Origin of the sequence: Xanthomonas sp. CFBP 8445, from assembly GCF_025666235.1 — a bacterium.
Taxonomy (GTDB): Bacteria; Pseudomonadota; Gammaproteobacteria; order Xanthomonadales; family Xanthomonadaceae; genus Xanthomonas_A; species Xanthomonas_A indica.
This window is the reverse complement of record NZ_CP102594.1, coordinates 4,140,972-4,163,065: the sequence shown is the minus strand read 5'-3', so window position 1 is coordinate 4,163,065 and position 22,094 is coordinate 4,140,972. Positions and strand designations below refer to the sequence as shown.

Genomic DNA, 22,094 nt, shown 5'->3' with positions numbered 1-22,094 from the left:
TCCCCCGCTTACAGACTCTTGAGTTGCATGGCTGGCGCGATACCGCTGGCGCGCAGGGCGGGGAACAGGCCGGCCGCGAGGCTGCAGGCGATCGCCAGTGCGAAGGTGCCGGCGAAGGTCGTCAGGTCCAGATGCGCCAGGTCGGCGTAGGCGGTGGGCTGCTGGCGCACGCTCCACAGGCCGAGCAGGGTCAGCAGCCAACCGCCGATGCCGCCGATCAGGCCGATCACGCTGGCCTCGGTCAGGCACTGCGCGAAGATCGCGCGGCGCGAGGCCCCCAACGCGCGGCGCACGCCGATCTCGCCGCCGCGGCGCAGGAACGTGGCCAGCAGCAGGCCGACGCTGTTGAACAGGCACAGGCCCAGGAACGCCAGCGCCAGCCAGCTCTGCAGGCGCACGTCGCCCGGCACCACGCGGTTGTGGTCCAGCCATTGCGGCAGCGACAGCAGGCGTGCGGTGTCGGCGCGGCCGATGCGTCCGGCGGCGTGCTGCTGCGCGGCGTAGTCGGCCAGCAACCGGCGGTAGTCGGCGACCTTCGCCGGCGTGTCCAGTTGCACCCACAACTGCAGCCACACGCACGGGGCGCTGCGCAGGTCCATGTTGGCCTCGGGCTTGCTGAAGCAGGTCCACGGCTGGATGTGGCCGTCGTTGACCTCCAGGCTGCTGGACAGCGGCATGAACACGTCCTGCGTGCGTCCATAGAAGCTGGCGGTATCGCCATGGGCGAAGCTGCCGCCGGCCAACGTGTAGAACAGCGGCGACGGCCGCCACGGTGCCAGCACGCCGACGATGCGCACCGCGGTGCCGCGCACCAGCAGGCTGCGGCCGACGCTGTTGCGGCCCTGGAACAGCTTGGCGTTGAGGTCGGACGAGATCACCGCCACCCGCGCCCGATCCTGATCGTCGCGCGCGCGCCAGCCGCTGCCGTAGGCGAACGGCACCTGGAACATCGGGAAGAAATCGGCCTGGGTCATCAGCAACTGGGTCATGAAGGGCGGGGCGGCGCTGTCCGCCGCATGCACCTTGATCTGGCTCTCGGCGACCATGGCCTGGCGATCCGCGCGCCCGCGCTTCCACAGGTCCATGGCCGAGGGGTAGTCGAGCTTGTCGTACGGCGTCTGGTTGGCGCCGTTGCTGGGGCGCGGATCCAGTTGCGCGAAGAAGATCTGCTGGCTGCGCCCCGGCAGGGGGTCGCCGGACAGCAGCCGCATCACCGTCAGCGTGGTCATCGCCGCGCCGATGCCCACCGCGATGGACAGCGCCATCAGCGCGGTAAGCACCGGGCTGCGGCGCAGGCTGCGCCACGCTTGCTGGAAGTAGTAGCCGAGCATGCCGGTCCCTGCCCCGTCGTGCCGCTCAGCGCACGGCCGCGGCGTCGCTGCCGCCGTGCGCCAGCACCGGTTCGCGCTGCAGGTCGGTGGCCTGGCCGTCGACGATGTGCACGTTGCGCTGGGCGCGCGCGGCCAGTTCCGGATCGTGGGTGACCATGACGATGGTCGAGCCCTGCGCGTTGATCTCCTCCAGCAGTTCCATCACCCCACGCGCCATCTGCGAGTCGAGGTTGCCGGTCGGTTCGTCGGCCAGCAGCAGGCGCGGGCTGCCGGCCAGGGCGCGGGCGATCGCCGCACGCTGCTGCTGGCCGCCGGACAGTTCGGACGGATAGTGCTTCATGCGCGAACCCAGCCCGACCCGGCTCAGCGCCTCCTCGATGCGTTGCTTGCGCTCGGCCGCGCCCATGCCGCGGTAGCGCAGCGGCACGTCGACGTTGTCGAACAGATTGAGATCGGGGATCAGGTTGAAGCCTTGGAAGATGAAACCGATCTTCTGGTTGCGCATGCGCGAGCGCGCATCGTCGTTGAGGTTGCTGACATCCTGGCCATCGAGCAGGTACTGCCCACTGGTGAAGGTTTCCAGCAACCCGGCGATGTTGAGGAAAGTGGTCTTGCCCGAGCCCGACGGCCCGGTGACGGCGACGAACTCGCCCTCGCGGACATGCAGGTCCAGCGAGCGCAACGCATGCGTCTCGACCTGTTCGGTGCGGAAGACCTTGGAGACGGCGCGCATTTCGAGCATGGCATGAGTTCCTGTGGTGGTGGAGCGGGGATTGGAGATGGGGATGTCGGGATTCGAGCGCGGTGGCCAGGAAAGGGAAAACGAGAGGGGCTTACGAATCCCCAATCCCGACTCCCCAATCCCGGCTTTCAATGCACCGTGACCTGCGGTGCGTCGCCGAACAGATCGCTGCCGGAGACCACCACGCGGTCGCCCGGCTGCAGGCCCGAGCGCACTTCGACTTCGCCCAGGCTGGTGACGCCCAGTTCGACCGGGCGGCGCACCGCCGAGTCGCCGTCCATGACGTAGGCGTAGCGGCCGCCGGACTGCTCGACGAACGGGCCGCGCTCGAGCTTGAGCACGTTCCTGCGGGTGTCCAGCAGCACCCGCGCGCTCATGCGCTGGCTCTGGCGCAGGCCCGGCGGCTGCTTGTCGGTGAAGCGGATGCGCGCGTTGACCTCGCCGTTGACCACTTCCGGCGACACCGCCGAGATCGCCCCGGCGAACGGTTCGCCGGCGCCGCTGGTCAATTGCGCCGGCATGCCGATCGCCAGGTCGCGGGCGAAGCTCTCCGGCACCTTGATCTCCAGTTCGAACTTGGACAGATCCACGACGCTCAGCACCGGCGCGTTGGCGGCGACGTTGGTGTGCTGCGAGACCTGCACCTGCCCGACCTGGCCATCGAACGGCGAGCGCAGGGTCAGCAGGTCGACCTGGCGCTGCACCTCGGCCACCACCGCGCGCTGGCGCTCGGCGAGCAGGCGCTTGTTGCGCGCGTCCAGCGACGCGCCCTGCGCCTGCAGGCCGGAATCCTTCTGCGCGTGGCTCATCGCGATGTCGGCCTTCTTCAGCGTGTCCTGGGCCTTGGCCAGTTCCACCTGCGGCACCGCGCCGCCTGCGTAGCCGCGCTGGTAGCGCTCCAGGTCGCGGCTGGCGGCCTGCCGCTCGATCTGCGCCTGGTCGATCAGCTTGCTGGCATTGGCGCGGGCCAGGGTCGCGTCCAGGTCGGCGCGGCCGGCCTCGGCCTGCAGGCCGGCCAGGGTCGCCTCTTCCTGGGCCAGCTTGCTGCGCAATTCGGGGCTGTCGATCTCGGCCAGTTCCTGGCCCTGCTTGACCACGTCGCCGGCGACCACCTTCAGGGTCACGGTGCCGCCGGAGATGGCGTACAGGGTCGGGCTGTTGGCGGCGATCAGGCGGCCGTCGGCGGAGATGTCGCGGACCAGGTCGCCGCGGGTCACCGTGGCGATGCGCACGCGTTGCGCGTCGAAGGAGCGGCTGCCGGCGATCCAGCCGCGTGCGGCGAAGGCGATGCCCAGCAGCACCAGCGCGACGATCAGCCCGGGCCACAGCCAGCGGCGCCAGGCCGCGGAGCGGGGGCGGGCGAGAACCTGGTCCTGGGCGGAGGTGTCACGGATCATCGGTACGATCGCAGCGGTGAGGACGGGAACTCCAAAGCACGGTGCGTGCCAACTGCAAGCCATTGAATTGCATGGAGGTGGCCGGCGCGGACAGGTGTCCGGGTGTCCGCGGACACGTTCGCGGACACTGGGGCGTGTCATCCATTCCCGAGCATCGCGGCCCTTCGGGTTGGGCGTGGCAGGCGCGTAGCCGGCGCCGCGGGGCTTGACCTGACGGCCAGTCAGGCGCTGCGCCCCGCAACGCCGGCTGCGCGCCTGCAGACCCAACGCGGCATGTTCGGGAACTGGTGACTGCCCTAGGTCCGGTAGCGGACAGCGGCGAGACATTCAGCGGACTTGGCTAGAATGGCGGACTTTTCGGCGAAGGACGTGGCTATGTGCGGTATCGTCGGTGCGATTGCGGATCGCGATGTGGTTCCGGTCCTGATCGAAGGGCTGAAACGCCTGGAATACCGGGGCTACGACTCGGCCGGCATCGCCGCCATCGCCGACGGGCAGGTGCGCCGGGTGCGCCGCACCGGCCGCGTGGCCGAGACCGAGAGCGCCGCGCTGGCCGAGGGCCTGCACGCACCGCTGGGCATCGGCCACACCCGCTGGGCCACCCATGGCGGCGTCACCGAGGCCAATGCGCATCCGCACGTGAGCCATGGCGACCTGGCCCTGGTCCACAACGGCATCATCGAGAACCACGAACAGCAGCGCGAGCGCCTGACCGCGCTGGGTTACGTGTTCGAGTCGCAGACCGACACCGAGGTCATCGCCCACCTGATCCATCACTACATCGCCCAGGGCCGCGACCTGCTCGGCGCGTTGCAGGCGGCGGTGAAGGAGCTGACCGGCGCCTATGCCGTGGCCGCGGTCAGCAAGTCGCGCCCGGATCTGCTGGTGTGCGCGCGCATGGGCTGCCCGCTGCTGATCGGCCTGGGCGAGGGCGAGAACTTCATCGCCTCCGACGTCTCGGCGGTGATCCAGGCCACGCGCCGGGTGATCTTCCTGGAAGAAGGCGATACCGCCGAGCTGCGCCGCGACGGCGTGCAGGTGTACGACGCGCAGGACCAGCCGGTGCAGCGCGAGCCGCACGTCTCGGATGTGTCGCTGGCCTCGCTGGAACTGGGCCCGTACCGCCACTTCATGCAGAAGGAAATCCACGAGCAGCCGCGCGCGCTGGCCGACACGCTGGAGGCGCTGTTCGACGCCGGCGGGTTCGACACCGCGCTGTTCGGCAGCAAGGCCGAGGCGCTGCTGACCGACGTGGACGCCGTGCAGATCCTGGCCTGCGGCACCAGTTACTACGCCGGCCTGACCGCGCGCTACTGGATCGAAGGCATCGCCGGGCTGCCGTGCAGCGTGGAGATCGCCAGCGAGTACCGCTACCGCGACGCCTGCGCCAATCCGCGGCAACTGATCGTGACCATCTCCCAGTCCGGCGAAACCCTGGACACGATGGAGGCGCTCAAGTACGCCAAGTCGCTGGGCCATGCCAAGACCCTGTCGATCTGCAACGTGCCCGAGAGCGCGATCCCGCGCGCCAGCGCGATGGTGCTGTACACCCGCGCCGGCGCCGAGGTCGGGGTGGCCTCGACCAAGGCCTTCACCACCCAGCTGGCGGCGCTGTTCCAGCTCACCTGCGTGCTGGCCAAGCGCCGCGGGCGGCTGAGCGCGGAGCAGGAGGCCGACTACCTGGAACAGTTGCGCTACCTGCCCGGCAGCGTGCAGCACGTGCTCAACCTGGAGCCGCAGATCGCGGTGTGGGCCGAGCGTTTCGCCGACAAGCACAACGCGCTGTTCCTCGGCCGCGGCCTGCACTACCCGATCGCGCTGGAAGGCGCGCTCAAGCTCAAGGAGATCACCTACATCCACGCCGAGGGCTACCCCGCCGGCGAACTCAAGCACGGCCCGCTGGCGCTGGTCGACGCCAACATGCCGGTGGTGGTGATCGCGCCCAACGACACCCTGCTGGAGAAGGTCAAGTCGAACATGCAGGAAGTGCGCGCACGCGGCGGCGAACTGTTCGTGTTCGCCGACCAGGACAGCAACTTCAACGAATCCGAAGGCGTGCACGTGATCCGCACGCCGCGCCACGCCGGCGTGCTCAGCCCGGTGCTGCACACCGTGCCGGTGCAGTTGCTGGCCTACCACACCGCGCTGGCGCGCGGCACCGACGTGGACAAGCCGCGCAACCTGGCCAAGTCGGTGACGGTGGAATAAGCGCGTCCAGGCGCGTTCGGCGCGCCAGCGACGGCTGGCGTGCGCGGGCGCCATGACGGTGCGAGGTGGACGGCGCCATGGTGATGTCCGCCGCAGCGCCGCTCGGGATGTCGCTGGCGGCTACGTGGCGATGCTGTTGAAGAAGTCGACCAGGCTCTGCGGCGCTGCGTCGTCGAAGAACAGGGCGAGGTTGCGCTGGGATTCGCGGGCGAACGGCGCGCTGCGGGCGAACAGCTGGGTCTCGTACCCGGACAGTGCGGCCTCGATCGCGCCGGGATGCGCGGCGATGGCCTTGCCCAACTCGGCACCATCGTAGAGCGCGAGGTTGGCGCCTTCGCCGGCGAACGGCGACATCAGATGCGCCGCGTCGCCGAGCAGGGTCACGCCGGGGATGCGTTCCCAGCGATGCTCGACCGGCAAGGCATGGATGGGACGCAGCACCGGCGGTGTGTCGCTGGCGGTGATCAACGCCGTCAGCGCCGGCGCCCAACCGGCGAACTCCGCGGCGATGCGCGTCATCGCGCTCGCCGGCACGGCCATGTCGATGCCGTCGAACCACGCCTGCGGCCGGACCAGCGACACGTAGACATGCAGCGTGCCGTCGGCATAGCGGTGCGCGAACAGGCCCTTGCCCGGTGCGACCGCCATCAGCGTTCCGTGGCCGACCAGCTGCGCGCTGGCCGGATGCCGGGTATCTGCGTCCAGCAGGCGGGTCTCGACGAAGGTGGTGCCGCTGTAGGCGGGCACCGCAGCGGACAGCAATGGCCGCACCTTCGACCAGGCGCCGTCCGCGCCGACCAGCAGGTCGGTGGTCACCGTGGCGCCATCGCCGAAGAGCAGCCGATGCCGCCCATCGGCGAGCGGCGACACGCCGGCGAGCTTGCAGCCCCAGCGCACCGCGCCGTCAGGAAGCGCATCGAGCAGCAGGCGGCGCAACTGCCCACGATCCACCTCCGGCCGATTGCCGGCGCCGGTGTCCGGCCGCTCGATCAGGAGGGTGCCATCGCGGTCGACGACCCGTTTCGCATCCGCGCCGGGCAGCACCAGCGCGCGGAACTGCGGATACAGCCCGGCGTCCTTGAGTGCCAGTTGGCCGTTGTAGTCGTGGATGTCGAGCAGGCCGCCCTGCGGGCGAGCATCGGCCGAGGCCTCGGCTTCGTAGAGGGTCGCGGCGATGCCGTGGAGGTGCAGGACGCGGGCGAGCGCAAGCCCGCCCAGTCCGGCGCCGATGATCGCGATGGGTGTGTGCATCCGGAACCTCGAGGGAGCGGTGCGTGCAGCGATGCGCGCGGTACGTGGTGATGGAACGTTGTTCCATCATCTTGGAATGGCGTTCCATCCGTGTCAAGATCGGCCATGGCCAAGCCACGCCCCAGCCCGTCCCGCCGCGATGCCGCGTTGTCGCGCGAGCAGATCGTCGACGCGGCGATCGTCCTGCTCGATCGCGACGGCGAAGCCGGCCTGACCTTCCGCGCGCTGTCCGAACGGCTCTCCACCGGACCGGGCGCGCTCTACGGACACATCGCCGACAAGCGCGATCTGCTGACGGCCGCCTGCGACGCCGTCATCGCGCGCAGCCTGCCGTCGGCACCCGCAGGCGCCACGCCGCAGGCGGCCATCCGCACGCTGGCCCTGGCCATGTTCGATGTGATCGATGCGCATCCCTGGATCGGGTCGGCGCTGTGGCAGGCGCCGGGACAGTTGCCGATCGTGCGCATCATCGAAGCCCTCGGCCAGCCGCTGCGTGCGCTCGGTGTGGCCGACACGGCACAGTGGGCGGCGGTGTCCGCCTTGCTCAACTACATGCTTGGCGTGAGCGGGCAGAACGCGGCCAATACCCAGCTGGCGCTCACCCAGGGCCTTGTCCGCGACGAGACCCTGGCCGCAATGGCGAGCACGTGGTCGCGGCTCGATCCGCTCGCCTATCCCTTCGTGCGCAGCATGGCCGGCGCACTGCAGACGCACGACGACCGTCTGGATTTCATCGCCGGGATCGACCTGATCCTCGCCGGCATCGTGGCGCAGCGCGATGCGCTGGCGACCGGCGGCGGCCGCAAGCGCCGCGGGTCCTGAACGATCCGGGCACCGAGCGCTGCGCGAGGTGGCACCTAGCACGCAGCTGCGAGCGCCGCATGACGCCGCTGATCACGACGCGAACGCTGGCACTTGTGCGTGGACATTGCCAGCAGTGTGGCCCGGGTTATGCATAAGCTTCCTGCGAGGGTTCCACCACGCAGGAGGACGCATGTACGAGTCTTTCAGACAGGGGGCGCCGGCCGAGCTGTGGCAGGCGCTGGTGCACGAGGCCGGGCAGCGCCTGGGCCGGCCGCTGGACGAATCGCGCGAGCACTATCTGGTGTTCGTGCTGCTGCGCTACCAGCGCGATGCGCAGTTGCTGGCGCGCATCCAGGCACTGGCCTGGCTGCATGCGCAGGAGCAGGTCGGGCGCGCCCGCGCCGATGCCTTGCGCGAGGTCGGTGACGGTTGCCTGCTGATCGCCGGGCTGTTCCCGGGCGTGGCGGCGCGGCGCCGGGTCAGCGTGGACTATTTCATCGATCTCGGCCGCGGCGCCTATGCCGAAGTCGCCGAGAGCCGGGACAGCGATGCGGGGTTGTTCGCGCAGCTTGCGCGCAGCTACCGCGAGCTGGTCGGCACGCTGGGAGCGTTGCGCCCGCCACGGCGCGAGGTGGAGGCGCTGCAGGCGGCGCTGCACGCGTGAGCGGTCGCGAGGCGCGTCGCCCGCCTTTCGCCGTCCATGCGGGATGCGCTGTGCCGCGACTCGGTTCGGTGTGTCGTAGGAGCGGCTTCAGCCGCGACGGGCATTCCCGGTAACGCCGGTCGCGGTTGAAACCGCGCCTACAAATGCACAGCCGTTCGCCGTGGCTGGGTGGTGGCGATGGACGCACATGCACCTGGCGCATCGCGAGCGTCGGTTTGGCGGCGATGCCTGCGTCCTGCGGCGGCGCATTTTCCGCGCCGCCGTTCGCCATGTCCTACGGCGCGCCGCTGCCGCTCAGAACCAGAACCGCAGGCCGGCGACCCAGCGCGTCTCGCGTGCCGCTTCGCCGTCGGCGCGGCGCAGGTCGGCGGTATCGCCAAAGCTGCGGACGTGGTCCACGCCGATGTAAGGCGCGAAGCGGCGGGTGACCTCATAGCGCAGGCGCACGCCGCCTTCGACGGTGGTCAGCCCGCTGCCGGCGCGATGCGCCGCATCGTCGCGCGCGGCCAGTTCCGCCTCCAGGCGGGGCTGCAGGATCAGGCGATTGGTCAGCAGCACGTCGTACTCGCCTTCCAGGTGCAGGCTGGCCTGGCCGCCTTCGCCGACGTAGAGCATGGCCGACACCTCGAACTTGTACGGCGCCATGCCCTGCACGCCGAACGCGGCCGAGGTCCGCGCGCGACCGGGCGCGAACGCCTGCCTGGCGCCGACCAGCACGTCCCACCACGGCGAGATCGCGTGGCCATAGGCCAGTTCCAGCGTCGACGCCGTGGTGCGGTCGCCCTCGTGCTCGCCGTCGCTGCGCAGCCACAGCCGGTCGATGTCGCCGCCGTACCAGCCGCGCGCTTCCCAGGCCTGGCCGCTGCCGTGCGCGTTGTCCCAGCCCTCCAGGCGGTCGACCAACAGGTAGCCGGTGCGCGACGCGCCATGCGCCATGCCGTGGTCGCGCAGCACCGGGAATGCGGCGGCACGGTCGGCGGCGGTGATCGGCGGGATGGGTTCGCGCGGCAGCGGCGTGCCGGCACGCGCAGGACACTGGCACGCGCTCGCGGTCGGTGCCGGCGCGGTGGGCATCGCATGGCCCATGCCGTCGTGATCCATGCCGTCGTGTGCAGCATGTGCGTGTTCGCGGTGATCGCCCTGCGACGGCGGTACTGCCTCGTGGTCCATCGTGGCGTGGTCCATGTGCTCGTGCGACAGGGCGTCGGCGTGCTCTGCCGTGGTCTGCGCGACAGGCGCGCCGTGCATGGCCGGCGCCTGCGTGGCATGCCCCATGGCTGCATGGTCCATGGCGCCGTGCATTGCCGTGTCGGGTTGTGCCGCCTCCGCGTTCGCCATGGGCATGGTGGCAGTGGACGCCGGGCAGGCGCAGCGCGCTACCGGTACGTCCGTGCCGTTGTCGGCAGCGTGGACATGCTGCGCATACACCGGCGCGTGCGCGAGCAGCAGCGCCAGAGCGGTGGCCTGCGCGAGCGGCGACAAGTGGAAACGGTTCATGCGTCCACCCGCACTTCGCGCATCATGCCGCCGTCCATGTGATAGAGCAGGTGGCAGTGGTAGGCCCAGCGGCCCAGCGCGTCGGCGCGCACGCGGTAGCTGCGGCGCGTGCCCGGCGGCATGTCCACGGTGTGCTTGCGCACCTGGAAGCGGCCGGCGGCGTCCTCCACGTCGCTCCACATGCCGTGCAGGTGGATCGGGTGCTGCATCATCGTGTCGTTGACCAGCACGATGCGCAGGCGCTCGCCGTAGTTGAGCCGCAGCGGTTCGGCGCTGGCAAAGGGAATGCCGTCGAACGACCAGGCGAACTTCTCCATGTTGCCGGTCAGGTGCAACTGGATCTCGCGCCCCGGCTCGCGTCCGTCCGGATCCTCGAACAGGCTGTGCAGGTCGGCGTAGGTCAGCACGCGGCGGCCGTTGTCGCGCAGGCCGATGCCCGGGTCGTCCAGCCGCGGCGCAGTGGCGGAGGACTGCATGTCCACCAGCGGATTGCCGCGTTCGCTGCGCGGATGCGCAGGTGCGGCGGCAGGCGCATGCGCGGCGTGCTCCATGCCCGGCATGGCGGCCATGTGCATGTTCGCGCCACAGCTGCCCTCCATGCCGTGCATGGCCGTGCCCGCGCCGTGGTCCATGCCGGCGTGTCCGGCCATCGCATGGCCCATGTCCTGCATGCGCAGCAGCGGGCGCGGATCGTTCGCCGGCACCGGCGCCTGCAGCCCCTCGCGCACGGCCAGGGTGCCGCGCGCGTGGCCGGTGCGGCCCATGTCCTGGGCGAATACCGTGTAGGCGTCCTGGCCGCTGGGTTCGACCAGCACATCAAAGGTCTCGGCGGCGGCGATGCGGAACTCGTCCACGCTCACCGGATGCACGTACTGGCCGTCGGCGGCGACCACGGTCATCTTCAGCCCGGGGATGCGCACGTCGAAGTAGCTCATGCTGGAGGCGTTGATGAAGCGCAGCAGCACCTTTTCGCCGGGGCGGAACAGCCCGGTCCAGTTGCCGGCCGGGGTCATGCCGTTGAGCAGGTAGGTATAGGTGTTGCCGTTGACGTCGGACAGATCGGTGGGGGTCATGCGCATGCGCCCCCACATGCCGCGGTCGGCGAGGGTGGCGCGCAGCCCATCCTCGCGCGCGTCGCGCAGGAAGTCGCCGACGGTGCGCTGGTACAGGTTGTCGTAGGACGGCATCTGCTTCAGCCGCCGGAACAGCGCCGCCGGGTCCAGGTCGGTCCAGTCCGACAGCAGCAGCACGTGTTCGCGGTCGTAGCGGTACGGCGGCGGCTCGCGCGGGTCGATGACGATGGCGCCGTACAGCCCGGCCTGCTCCTGGTGCAGCGAATGGCTGTGGTACCAGTAGGTGCCGGACTGGCGCAGGGCGAAGCGGTACTGGTAGGTCTCGCCGGGGTAGATGCCGTCGAAGCTCATGCCTGGCACGCCGTCCATGTTGGCCGGCAACAGCAGGCCGTGCCAGTGCACCGAGGTCTGGGTGTGGCCGGGCAGGCGGTTGGCCACGCGGATGGTCACCGTGTCGCCTTCGCGCCAGCGCAGGAGCGGCGCCGGCACGCTGCCGTTGACGGCGATGGCGGGGCGCTCGCGCCCGGTGAAGTTGACCCGTGTGCTGCCGATGCTCAGGTCCAGGTCGGTGCTGTGCAGCACATAGGGCGAGGCGCCGTTGCGCGCCAGTGCGCTGGCCTGGGCGTGGCGCAGCGGCAGCCCGGTGAGGCCGGCGGCGGCGCCCAGCGCCAGTCCGGTGACGAAGCGGCGCCGCGACGGCAGCGCCGGCAGGCCGGAAGAAGATGCGTTCATGTGCGATGTCCGTAAGCGGATGCGATGCGCCAGGCAGCGCCGATGGCGGCGCTGCAGGCACGGGCGCGGCAGCGCCTGTACGCCGCCGCCAGGAGGCCGCCTAGGGGGCGGCCGCATGCGCTCAGGCGCTGGGAGGACGTTCCAGCCGCGGCAGGCCGGGCGCGCCGTGCGCGGCCTGGGGCGCGGCGGCGACCAGGTGGCGGGGCATGCGCGGCAGTGCCAGCGGCATCGCCAGCAGCGCCGGCAGCGGTTGCGCGTGCGGGCATTGGCAGCCTGCCATGCCGCCGCAGCCGCCATGCTTGCCGGCATGGTCGTGGCAGTGGCCGTCGTGATCCGCGGGCGGCGGTGGCGCCTGCTCGTGACAGGGCATCGCCGAATGCGCTGGCGCCGCGCTGGCGACCGTGACAGCCGTGTCGTGCATCGAGGTGCCGTGCGCCGCCATGCCCGGCATCGCCATGGCGGCCGCGGTGCCGTTGAGCAGCAGGCTCAGGCACAGCAACAGGCGCATCAGGACGGCGAAGGTCGGCACAGGCAGCAGCGTGGCGGCGGGTAGCCACAGAGGATACCGAAGCCGGCGTGGGCGGCAAGCGACTGCGGCGCGGCGAGGCTTGACTCTGGACCCGACTCCAGGGAGTAGGGTGTGCGCATGCGATCCGACCCCGCCACCGCCCGCTTCACCATCGGCGCGCTCGCCCGCCAGGCCGACGTCACCATCGATACCGTGCGCTACTACGAGCGCCAGGGGCTGTTGCCGCCTGCGCCGCGCCGCGCCTCCGGCTACCGCGAGTACGACGCCGCGGCGGTGCAGCGGGTGCGCTTCATCCGCCGCGCCAAGGAGCTGGGTTTCTCGCTGGAGGAGATCGGCGAGCTGCTGGCCTTGCAGGACGACCAGGTGCACGGCGTGGAGGGCATCAAGCAGCGTGCCAGTGCGCGCCTGCAGGCGCTGGACCGGCGCATCGCCGAACTCACGGAGATGCGCGACACCCTGGCCGCCCTGGTCGAGGACTGCCCCGGCCGCGGCGTGCCGGACGCCTGCCCGATCCTGGGCGACATCCGCGGCGATGCCGCCGGCGATCCGCCGCGATGAGCACGGACCGGACCACCGCCTCGCTGACCCTGCCGGTGCAGGGCATGACCTGCGCCGCCTGCGCGGCTGGCGTGGAGAAGGCGCTGCAGCGCCTGCCCGGGGTGGCGGCGCAGGCCAGCTATGCCGGCGCGCGCGTGCAGGTGGACTACGACCCGCAGCAGGTGGACCTGCCGACGCTGCGGCAGCGCATTGAGCAGGCTGGCTACGCCGTACCGACCCAGACCCTGACCCTGGAACTCAGCGGCCTGCAGTGCGCCTCCTGCGTGGCGTCGATCGATGCCGTGTTGGCCAAGACCCCGGGCGTCCTCAGCGGCCACGCCAACCTGGCCTCGGCCAAGGCGCGGGTGGAGATCCTGCCGGGCGCGGTCGCGCCGGCGGAGCTGATCGCGCGGATCGCACGCGCCGGATTCGGTGCGCGTGTCGCCGAGGCCATGGACGCGGCGCAACTGGCCGAGCGCGAGCGCCGCGAGCGTCGTGCCTGGCGGCGCGAACTGGGCATGTTCGCTGCGGCGGTGCTGCTGACCTTGCCGTTCTGGGGGCAGATGCTCGGCATGCTGGACGGCGACGCCCTGCGCGGTGCGCATGCCGAGCCGTTGCCGCGCTGGCTGCAGCTGTTGCTGGCAACGCCGGTGCAGTGCTGGATCGGCGCGCGCTTCTATCGCGCCGGTTACCGCGCGCTGCGCAACGGCAGCGCCAACATGGACGTGCTGGTCGCGCTGGGCACCGGCATGGCCTATCTGTACAGCGCCGTGGTCACCGTGGCCGGCCTGCACGGCCAGCACGTGTACTTCGAGGCCAGCACCAGCGTCATCACCCTGGTGCTGCTCGGGCGCCTGCTGGAGGCCCGCGCCAAGCGCCGCACCACCGCGGCGGTGCGCGCGCTGCTCGACCTGGCGCCGACCACCGCGCGGGTCGAGCGCGACGGCGCCATCGTGGAGATGGATGCGGCGGAACTGGCGGTCGGCGATGTGTTCGTGGTTGCCGCCGGCGAGCGCGTGCCGGTGGATGGCGAGGTGCTCGACGGCCACTCCAGCGTGGACGAGGCGATGCTCTCCGGCGAGGCGCTGCCGGTGGCCAAGGCGCCGGGCAGCCGCCTGCATGCGGCTACGGTCAACCAGCTCGGCCTGTTGCGCGCGCGCGCCACCGGCGTCGGCGCCGACACCTTGCTGGCGCAGATCGTGCGCATGGTCGATGCCGCGCAAGGTTCGCGCGCGCCGATCCAGCGCCTGGTCGACCGTATCGCCGCGGTGTTCGTGCCGGCGGTGCTGGCCATCGCCGCGATCACCCTGGGCGCGACCTGGGCGCTGGGCGGCAGCTTCGCCGACGCCCTGGTGCACGCGGTGGCGGTGCTGGTGATCGCCTGCCCATGCGCGCTGGGCCTGGCCACGCCGACCGCGATCATGGTCGGCACCGGCGTCGGCGCACGCGCCGGCATCCTGATCCGCGATGCCGAGGTGCTGGAACGCGCCCGCGCACTGACCGCGCTGGTGGTCGACAAGACCGGCACCCTGACCCTGGGCCAGCCGCAGGTGACCGCGGTGCTGGTCGCCGACGAGGCCGAGTCCGTGCCGCTGTTGCGCCTGGCCGCCGCGCTGGAGACCGGATCGGCGCATCCGCTGGCACGTGCGATCGTGCAGCGCGCCGCCGACCTGGGGGTGCGCACGGCCGCGCCGGCGCCGCGCGCCGATGCGGTGCAGACCCTGCCGGGGCAAGGCGTGCGCGGCCGCGTGGACGGGCGCGAGGTCGCGCTGGGCGCGCTGGCGTGGCTCGACGGCCTGATCGCCGCGCCGGCCGACCCGACGCTGCGCCGCCAGGCCGAGGCGGCGCAGGCGCAGGGCCACAGCGTGGTCGGCGTGGCCGTGGACGGCGCCGTGGCCGGCTATATCGCCATCGCCGATCCGCTGCGCGAAGGCGCTGCCGAGGCGGTGGCGCGGCTGCAGGCGCGCGGCATCGCGGTGACCATGCTCAGCGGCGACAACCGCCACGCGGCGCAGGCGGTGGCCGCGCGGCTCGGCATCGCCCAGGTGCAGGCCGAGGTGCTGCCGCAGGACAAGGCCGCGCATGTGCGCGAGCTGCAGGCCGTGCCGGGCGCGCACGTGGGCATGGTCGGCGACGGCATCAACGACGCCCCGGCGCTGGCCGCGGCCGATGTCAGCTTCGCCATCGGCAGCGGCTCGGACATTGCGATCGAAGCGGCCGACGTGGTGCTGATGCACGGCGACCTGGCCGGCGTCGCCGCCGCCATCGACCTGTCCGCGGCGACCGTGCGCAAGATCCGCCAGAACCTGTTCTTCGCCTTCGTCTTCAACGGCCTGGGCATCCCGCTGGCCGCGTTCGGCCTGCTCAACCCGGTGATCGCCGGCGCGGCGATGGCGCTGAGTTCGGTCTCGGTGCTGGGCAACGCGCTGCTGCTGAATCGCTGGCGGGCGCCGTGAGCGCGGACTCGATTTCTTCTTCCTGGAGCCTGACATGCAACATCTCGATCTTCTCGTCCACGGCATGAGTTGCGGCGGCTGCAGCGCACGGCTGCAACGGGTGCTGGACGCCTGCCCGGGCGTGGCCGCCAGCACGGTGGTGCTGGAGGGCGGGCGCGTGGGCATCGACTACGACCCTGCGCGCATCGACGTGGCCGCGCTGGAGCAGGCGATCGCCGACGCCGGCTTCAGTGTGGCCGCCGCCGGCTGAGCACCGCCGCTGGGCCGTGCGCCGCGCCGGGTGAACGCCGGCGTGGCGACCTGCGCGGCGCATGGTCCTGGCGCCCGGCCGGGCGTGTATCGTGGGCGCGGTTTCTCCGCTCCCGCACCGCCATGACCCATCGCGCTTGGGTGGCCGCCGCCATCCAGAAGATCGAAGCCGACTTCAACCGCTCGGCCGACACCCACCTGATCCCGCTGGACCTGCCGGGGTTCCCCGGCATCGACCTGTACTTCAAGGACGAATCCAGCCATCCCACCGGCAGCCTCAAGCACCGCCTGGCGCGCTCGCTGTTCCTGTACGCGCTGGCCAACGGCTGGCTGCGCGAGGGGCGGCCGGTGATCGAGGCCTCCAGCGGTTCCACCGCGGTGTCCGAGGCGTACTTCGCGCGCCTGCTGGGGTTGCCGTTCATCGCGGTGATGCCGGCAACGACCTCGCCGGAGAAGATCGCCGCGATCGAGTTCCAGGGCGGGCGCTGCCACCTGGTCGGGCGCGCCTGCGACCTGCATGCCGATTCGGTGCAGCTGGCGCGCGAGACCGGCGGCCATTTCATGGACCAGTTCCTCTACGCCGAACGCGCCACCGACTGGCGCGCCAACAACAACATCGCCGAGTCGATCTTCCGGCAGATGCAGGAGGAGCCGCATCCGATCCCGGCGTGGATCGTGTGCAGCCCCGGCACCGGCGGCACCGCGGCCACGCTTGGCCGCTACGTGCGCTACCGGCGCCATCCCACCCGCATCCTGTGCGCGGACCCGGAGGTGTCGCTGTTCTTCGACGGCTACCGCGAGGCGCTGGCCGGGCGCGACTACGCCGGCCTGGAAAGCACCGGCGGCTCGCGTATCGAAGGCATCGGCCGGCCGCGGGTGGAGCCGAGCTTCATCCCCAGCTGCGTGGATGCGATGGTCAAGGTGCCCGACGCGCTGAGCCTGGCGGCGATGCGCTACGTCAGCGCGCGCCTGGGCCGGCGCGTGGGCGGCTCCACCGGCACCAACTTCGTCGGCGTGCTGCAGGCGGCCACGCGCATGCGCGAGCAGGGCCGCAGCGGCGCCATCGTCACCATCCTGTGCGACAGCGGCGAGCGCTACGTGCACAGCTACTACCGGCCGCAGTGGTACGCCGAGCACGGCATCGACGTCGAACAGGCCGACGCGCAGCTGGCCGCGGCGGTGGCCGGCGCCGGCTTGCCGCCGTTGCCTTGTGCCGCGCTGGACTGACCGCCATCTGTCTTCCATGGCCGGCCGCGCCGGTCCTTTCCCCGCTACCGAGAGTTCCGCGATGACCAATCCCCTGCTCGATTTTTCCGGCCTGCCGCGCTTCGATGCGATCCAGCCCGAGCACATCGGCCCGGCGATCGACACGCTGCTGGCGCAGGCCGAGGCCGCCGTGGCCGCCGCCGAGACGGTGGCGCCGGTGCGCTGGGACAGCTTCGTGGCGCCGCTGGACGATGCCACCGAGCGCCTGTGGCGCGCCTGGGGCCAGGTGAGCCACCTGCAGGCGGTGGTCAACACGCCGGCGCTGCGCGAGGCCTACAACGCCAACCTGCCCAAGGTGACGCGCTTCTCCAGCGCGCTGGGGCAGAACCTGGCGCTGTTCGCGCAGTACCGCACGCTGGCGCAATCGCCGGAGGCGGCCACGCTCGGCCCGGCGCAGCGCAAGGTGCTGGACAACGCGCTGCGCGACTTCCGCCTGGGCGGCGCCGAACTGGGCGAGGCCGACAAGCAGCGTTTCGCCGCGATCCAGGAAGAACTCTCGGCGCTGTCGGCCAAGTTCTCGCAGAACGTGCTCGACGCCACCGACGCGTGGTCGCTGCTGATCGACGACCCGGCGCGCTTGGTCGGCCTGCCCGAGGACAGCATCGCCGCCGCGCGCGCGGCGGCCGAACGCGACGGCCAGGAAGGCTGGAAGCTGACCCTGCAGATGCCGTGCTACCTGCCGGTGCAGATGTATGCCGAAGACCGCGCGCTGCGCGAGACGCTGTACCGCGCCAATGCGATCCGCGCCTCGGAGTTCGGCGATGCGGCGCTGGACAACAGCGCGGCGATCGGCCGCATCCTCGCCCTGCGCGGCGAACTGGCCGCGCTGCTCGGCTTCGCCAGCTATGCCGAGTATTCGCTGGCGACCAAGATGGCGCAGGATCCCGCCCAGGTGCTGGAGTTCCTGCACGACCTGGCCGCACGCGCCAAGCCCTACGCGCAGCGCGACCGCGCCGAGCTGGAAGCGTTCGCGCGCGAGCACCTGGGCCTGGATACGCTGGAAGCCTGGGATCTGGCCTACGTCAGCGAAAAACTGAAGCAGGCGCGCTACAGCTTCTCCGAGCAGGAGGTGAAGCGCTACTTCACCGAGCCCAAGGTGCTGGACGGCCTGTTCGGCCTGATCCACGACCTGTACGGCTTGCGCGTGGAGGCCGACAGCGCGCCGGTGTGGCATCCGGACGTGCGCTTCTTCCGCCTCAGCGACGCGCAGGGGCGCCTGGTCGGGCAGTTCTATCTGGATCTGTACGCACGCGAAGGCAAGCGCGGTGGCGCCTGGATGGACGACTGCCGCAACCGCCGCGAGCGCGCCGACGGCGTGCAGACCCCGCTGGTGTACCTGGTGTGCAACTTCGGTCGCGGCAGCGACGGCAAGCCGGCCACCTTCACCCACAACGAGGTCACCACCCTGTTCCACGAGATGGGCCATGGCCTGCACCAGTTGCTGACCCGGGTCGGCGAACTGGGCGTGGCCGGCATCAACGGCGTGGAGTGGGACGCGGTGGAACTGCCCAGCCAGTTCATGGAGAACTTCTGCTGGGAATGGCCGCGCCTGCAGGCGATGACCGCGCACGTGGACAGCGGCGAGCCGCTGCCGCGCGCGCTGTTCGACAAGATGCTGGCGGCGAAGAACTACCAGAGCGGCATGTTCACCGTGCGCCAGCTCGAGTTCGCGCTGTTCGACATGCAACTGCACCACAGCTTCGATGCGCAGACCGACAGCGTGCTGCAGTTGCTCGAGCGGGTGCGCGACGCAGTCGCGGTGAACCGACCGCCGGCGTGGAACCGCTTCCCGCACCAGTTCAGCCACATCTTCGCCGGCGGCTACGCGGCCGGCTACTACAGCTACAAGTGGGCCGAGGTGCTCAGCGCCGACGCCTACGCGGCGTTCGAGGAAGCGCCGGACCAGTTGGCGGACACCGGCGCGCGCTTCCTGCGCGAAATCCTCTCGCGCGGCGGCAGCCGCCCGGCGCTGGAGAACTTCACCGCCTTCCGTGGCCGCGCGCCGGAACTGGAGGCGCTGCTGCGGCACAGCGGCATGGCTGGATAAGCCGGGATTGGGGATTCGGGATTCGGGATGACCAGGCTGCGCCTGTTGAAAGCCGGGATTCGGGATTCGGGATGACCAGCCTGCGGCCATTGAGAGCCGGGATTCGAGATTTTCCTGCGCAGGCGTAGTGGTTGCGATTGCACTGTGGGAGGGGCTTCAGCCCCGACGGGCTTTCCCGGGAAAGCCCGTCGGGGCTGAAGCCCCTCGCACAAAAGCAGCTGCTTTTTATCGGCGCACTGGATCGCTTTGCAGCGGTTGTGCTCCGCGGACACGCTACCGTCCCGATTCCCGATTCCCGATTCCCGATTCCCGGCTTTCAACAGCCGCAGTCTGGTCATCCCGAATCCCCAATCCCGAATCCCGAATCCCGGCTCCTCCGTGCTAGAACAGGCACAGCGGCACAGCGATGTTCGCCGCCGCGATCGCGGCGCAGGAAACCGCCGCACTGCACAAGGAGGGCCGCATGAAGCGAGCAGGGTGGTGGACGCCGTTGCTGTTGAGCATGGCCGCGCCGGCGCCGGCGCTGGCGCAGGACGGCAGTGGCACGGTGCGCATCGGCCCCAGCCTGCGTGCCGGCCCGGCGCCGGAGTATCCGCGCGTGGCCACGCCGGTCACCGACGACGCGCTGCGGGTGCATGGCTGCACCCGCGACTGGGCCTGGTGCGATGTCAGTTGGCGCGAAAAACGCGGCTGGCTGCCGGCCGGCGCGATCGATTTCAGTGCACAGGAACAGGGCATCGCACCCGGCGTGCCCACCGTCGGCTTTGCGCTGGACCGCTATTGGGACACGCACTATCGCGGTCAGCCGTGGGCGCGTGAACGCGCGCGCTATCGGCCGCTGGAAAGCGCAACGGCCGCGGCCGGCCCGGCGCAGATTCCGGCCCCGTTGCAGCGGCAGTTGGCGCCGCAATGGCGGGCGCCGCCACCAGCGGCGTCTGCCTCCGACGCCGTGAGCGCCACGCCGGCATGGACGCCGCCCGGCGAGCGGATGCATCGGATCCCGCCGCCGGACGCGCTCAATCCCCGCTACAACAAGGAACTGGCGAAGGAGTTGCAACGCCAGGACAGCGACCGCCGCCAGCGCGAAGCGATGGGACTGCAGCCGGTGCCGCCCCCTGCGTCCGCGCCGTCGGCATCGCCGGCGTGGCCGCCATCGCCAGCGACCATCCAGTGGGTCGAGCGGCATCCGCCGAAGCCGAGTTCGCCGCCACCACCACCACCACCACCACCACCACCGCCACCGCCACCGCCACCGCCATCAGCGCCACCGGCCAAGCCGGAAGCGCACAAGGACGACGACACCGGGCGTCGCGACGTCAGGCAGCTGGAGCGTTGAGGCGCGGCACGCTGCCGGTGCCGGCAGCGTGCGCGCGTAGCCCCGCTCAGGGCTTGGCAAACACCAGCGCGGCGTTGGTGCCGCCGAAGCCGAAGCTGTTGGACATCACCGTGCGCAAGTCCGCGTCGCGGCTTTCGCGCACGATCGGGAAGCCCTCGGCGCGCGGATCCAGCGTGTCGATGTTGGCCGAGCCGGCGATGAAGCCGTCGCGCAGCATCAGCAGGCAGTAGATCGCCTCGTGCACGCTGGCCGCGCCCAGCGAGTGCCCGGACAACGCCTTGGTCGAGGACAGCGGCGGCACCGCGTCGCCGAACACCGCGCGCACCGCGTCCAGCTCGGTGACGTCGCCGAGCGGGGTCGAGGTGCCGTGGGTGTTGAGATAGTCGATCGGCGCGTCCACGCCCTGCAGCGCCATGCGCATGCAGCGCACCGCACCTTCGCCGGACGGGGCGACCATGTCGGCGCCGTCGGAAGTCACGCCGTAGCCGACCAGTTCGGCATGGATGCGCGCACCGCGCGCCATCGCGTGCTCGTAGTCCTCCAGCACCAGCATGCCGCCGCCGCCGGCGATGACGAAGCCGTCGCGCGCGGCGTCGTAGGGCCGCGAGGCCACCGCCGGCGTATCGTTGAAGCCGGTGGACAGCGCGCCCATGGCGTCGAACATCAGGCTCATGGTCCAGTCCAGTTCCTCACCGCCGCCGGCGAACATCACGTCCTGCTGGCCGTGGCGGATCAGGTCCGCCGCCGCGCCGATGCAGTGCGCCGAGGTCGCGCACGCGGCCGACAGCGAGTAGCTGACGCCCTTGATCTTGAATGCGGTGGCCAGGCTGGCCGACACCGCCGAACACATCGTGCGCGGCACCATGTACGGGCCGACCTTGCGCACGCCGCGGTTGCGCAGCAGGTCCGCCGCTTCCACCTGCCAGTGGCTGGAGCCGCCGCCGGAACCGGCGATCAGGCCGATCCGCGGATCGCTGATCGCCGCTTCGTCCAGGCCGGCGTCGGCCAAGGCATCGCGCAGCGCCAGATAGGCGTAGGCCGAGGCGTCGCCCATGAAGCGCTTGAGCTTGCGGTCGATGGTCGCGTCCAGGTCCAGTTGCACATCGCCGCCGACCTGGCTGCGCAGGCCGAACTCCGCCGCCTGCGCGTTGTAACGGATGCCGGACCGGCCCTCGCGCAAGGCGCGCGCCACGCTGTCCAGATCGTTGCCCAGGCACGACGTGATGCCCATCCCGGTAATTGCCACGCGCCGCATCAGAATGCCTCCGTCGAAGTGAACAGGCCCACGCGCATGTCCTTGGCGGTATAGATCTCGCGCCCGTCCACCGACATGCGGCCGTCGGCCACCGCCATCACCAGCTTGCGGTTGATCACCCGGCTGATGTCGATCTCGTACACCACCTGCTTGGCGGTGGGCAGCACCTGGCCGGTGAACTTCACCTCGCCCACGCCCAGCGCACGGCCACGACCGGGTGCGCCCAACCAGGTCAGGAAGAAGCCGGTCAGCTGCCACATCGCATCCAGGCCCAGGCAGCCGGGCATCACCGGATCGCCGATGAAATGGCAGCCGAAGAACCACAGGTCCGGACGGATATCCAGTTCGGCGCGGATCACGCCCTTGCCGTGCGCGCCGCCGGTCTCGTCGATGGCGACGATGCGGTCGAACATCAGCATCGGATCGTTGGGCAGGCGCCCGGCATTGGCGCCGAACAACTCGCCGCGTGCGCTGGCAAGCAATTGCTCGCGCGAATAGGAGGACAGACGACTCATGAGCGGAACATTCCCAGGCGAGACAGTCGAGGCGCGCAAGAGTGCATGAGCGTCGCGCGTTCAATCAAACGTTTTATCCGTACGCACGCGTAGTGTCGGCAGCGGCGACGGCGCGCGCACTGCGCCGGATCAAGGCGCGCGTTCTCAATCCGTGCGCAGTGCCGGGCTTATCATGTGCACACCGTTCGCAGGCGTAGGGTTGGGG

18 protein-coding genes are annotated in these 22,094 nt (G+C 70.8%); 9 read left to right on the top strand and 9 right to left on the bottom strand.

From position 1 onward, the window contains the following. Positions 1-8 precede the first annotated feature (8 nt). The 3 genes from NUG21_RS17865 to NUG21_RS17855 form a co-directional block, all read right to left on the bottom strand. Complete coding sequence (locus NUG21_RS17865; protein ID WP_263391573.1) at positions 9-1,331, bottom strand: ABC transporter permease; 1,323 nt, start codon at positions 1,329-1,331, stop codon at positions 9-11. A 25-nt stretch (positions 1,332-1,356) separates the two neighbouring features. After that, the gene (locus NUG21_RS17860; protein WP_160946301.1) at positions 1,357-2,073 is read right to left on the bottom strand and encodes an ABC transporter ATP-binding protein; all 717 of its coding nucleotides are present in this window, start codon (positions 2,071-2,073) and stop codon (positions 1,357-1,359) included. Positions 2,074-2,201: 128 nt separating this feature from the next. Then, on the bottom strand, positions 2,202-3,470 hold the full coding sequence (locus tag NUG21_RS17855; protein WP_160946302.1) for an efflux RND transporter periplasmic adaptor subunit: 1,269 nt from the start codon (positions 3,468-3,470) through the stop codon (positions 2,202-2,204). A 375-nt stretch (positions 3,471-3,845) separates the two neighbouring features. Between NUG21_RS17855 and glmS the strand changes: the two genes are divergently transcribed. Continuing rightward, on the top strand, positions 3,846-5,678 hold the full coding sequence (glmS, locus tag NUG21_RS17850; protein WP_263391572.1) for a glutamine--fructose-6-phosphate transaminase (isomerizing): 1,833 nt from the start codon (positions 3,846-3,848) through the stop codon (positions 5,676-5,678). Between the two features lie 120 nt (positions 5,679-5,798). Here glmS and NUG21_RS17845 read toward each other — a convergent pair whose 3' ends face one another. Beyond that, positions 5,799-6,929 (bottom strand): FAD-dependent oxidoreductase, encoded by a 1,131-nt coding sequence (locus tag NUG21_RS17845; RefSeq protein WP_263391571.1) that lies wholly within the window; start codon positions 6,927-6,929, stop codon positions 5,799-5,801. 105 nt (positions 6,930-7,034) lie between these two features. Between NUG21_RS17845 and NUG21_RS17840 the strand changes: the two genes are divergently transcribed. Together NUG21_RS17840 and NUG21_RS17835 are read left to right on the top strand one after the other, a co-directional pair. Beyond that, complete coding sequence (locus NUG21_RS17840) at positions 7,035-7,751, top strand: TetR/AcrR family transcriptional regulator (protein WP_263391570.1); 717 nt, start codon at positions 7,035-7,037, stop codon at positions 7,749-7,751. Between the two features lie 172 nt (positions 7,752-7,923). Then, complete coding sequence (locus tag NUG21_RS17835) at positions 7,924-8,397, top strand: hypothetical protein (protein WP_263391569.1); 474 nt, start codon at positions 7,924-7,926, stop codon at positions 8,395-8,397. 294 nt (positions 8,398-8,691) lie between these two features. On the opposite strand, the gene NUG21_RS17830 is transcribed toward NUG21_RS17835, so the two are convergent. The 3 genes from NUG21_RS17830 to NUG21_RS17820 all read right to left on the bottom strand — a co-directional run bounded on the left by NUG21_RS17830 (position 8,692) and on the right by NUG21_RS17820 (position 12,228). After that, complete coding sequence (locus NUG21_RS17830) at positions 8,692-9,894, bottom strand: copper resistance protein B (protein ID WP_263391568.1); 1,203 nt, start codon at positions 9,892-9,894, stop codon at positions 8,692-8,694. Further along, positions 9,891-11,699, bottom strand: a complete 1,809-nt coding sequence (locus NUG21_RS17825) for a copper resistance system multicopper oxidase (protein ID WP_263391567.1) — start codon at positions 11,697-11,699, stop codon at positions 9,891-9,893. Before NUG21_RS17825 ends, NUG21_RS17830 begins: the two co-directional genes overlap by 4 nt. A 121-nt stretch (positions 11,700-11,820) precedes the next feature. Beyond that, complete coding sequence (locus NUG21_RS17820) at positions 11,821-12,228, bottom strand: CopL family metal-binding regulatory protein (protein WP_263391566.1); 408 nt, start codon at positions 12,226-12,228, stop codon at positions 11,821-11,823. Between the two features lie 117 nt (positions 12,229-12,345). On the opposite strand from NUG21_RS17820, the gene NUG21_RS17815 reads away from it, so the two are divergent. The 6 genes from NUG21_RS17815 (at position 12,346) to NUG21_RS17790 (ending at position 20,119) form a co-directional block, all read left to right on the top strand. Then, entirely contained in the window at positions 12,346-12,786 is a 441-nt protein-coding gene (locus NUG21_RS17815; protein ID WP_263391565.1) for a heavy metal-responsive transcriptional regulator, read from the top strand. Next, the gene (locus NUG21_RS17810; RefSeq protein ID WP_263391564.1) at positions 12,783-15,221 is read left to right on the top strand and encodes a heavy metal translocating P-type ATPase; all 2,439 of its coding nucleotides are present in this window, start codon (positions 12,783-12,785) and stop codon (positions 15,219-15,221) included. Before NUG21_RS17815 ends, NUG21_RS17810 begins: the two co-directional genes overlap by 4 nt. A gap of 34 nt (positions 15,222-15,255) precedes the next feature. Then, positions 15,256-15,471, top strand: coding sequence for a heavy-metal-associated domain-containing protein (locus tag NUG21_RS17805; RefSeq protein WP_184502392.1), 216 nt, complete (start codon positions 15,256-15,258; stop codon positions 15,469-15,471). Positions 15,472-15,593: 122 nt separating this feature from the next. Further along, the gene (locus tag NUG21_RS17800) at positions 15,594-16,697 is read left to right on the top strand and encodes a PLP-dependent cysteine synthase family protein (RefSeq protein WP_048492234.1); all 1,104 of its coding nucleotides are present in this window, start codon (positions 15,594-15,596) and stop codon (positions 16,695-16,697) included. A 61-nt stretch (positions 16,698-16,758) separates the two neighbouring features. Next, positions 16,759-18,783, top strand: coding sequence for a M3 family metallopeptidase (locus NUG21_RS17795; RefSeq protein WP_263391563.1), 2,025 nt, complete (start codon positions 16,759-16,761; stop codon positions 18,781-18,783). A 463-nt stretch (positions 18,784-19,246) separates the two neighbouring features. Beyond that, positions 19,247-20,119, top strand: a complete 873-nt coding sequence (locus NUG21_RS17790; RefSeq protein ID WP_263391562.1) for an SH3 domain-containing protein — start codon at positions 19,247-19,249, stop codon at positions 20,117-20,119. 46 nt (positions 20,120-20,165) lie between these two features. Here the strand turns inward: NUG21_RS17790 and fabB are convergent, their stop codons facing one another. Further along, positions 20,166-21,374: a beta-ketoacyl-ACP synthase I gene (fabB, locus tag NUG21_RS17785; protein ID WP_263391561.1), complete on the bottom strand. Its 1,209-nt coding sequence runs from the start codon at positions 21,372-21,374 to the stop codon at positions 20,166-20,168. Then, positions 21,374-21,889 carry a 3-hydroxyacyl-[acyl-carrier-protein] dehydratase FabA gene (gene fabA / locus NUG21_RS17780; RefSeq protein ID WP_242159698.1) on the bottom strand — a complete coding sequence of 172 codons (516 nt, stop codon included), beginning with the start codon at positions 21,887-21,889 and terminating at the stop codon, positions 21,374-21,376. Before fabA ends, fabB begins: the two co-directional genes overlap by 1 nt. Between the last annotated feature and the right edge of the window lie 205 nt (positions 21,890-22,094).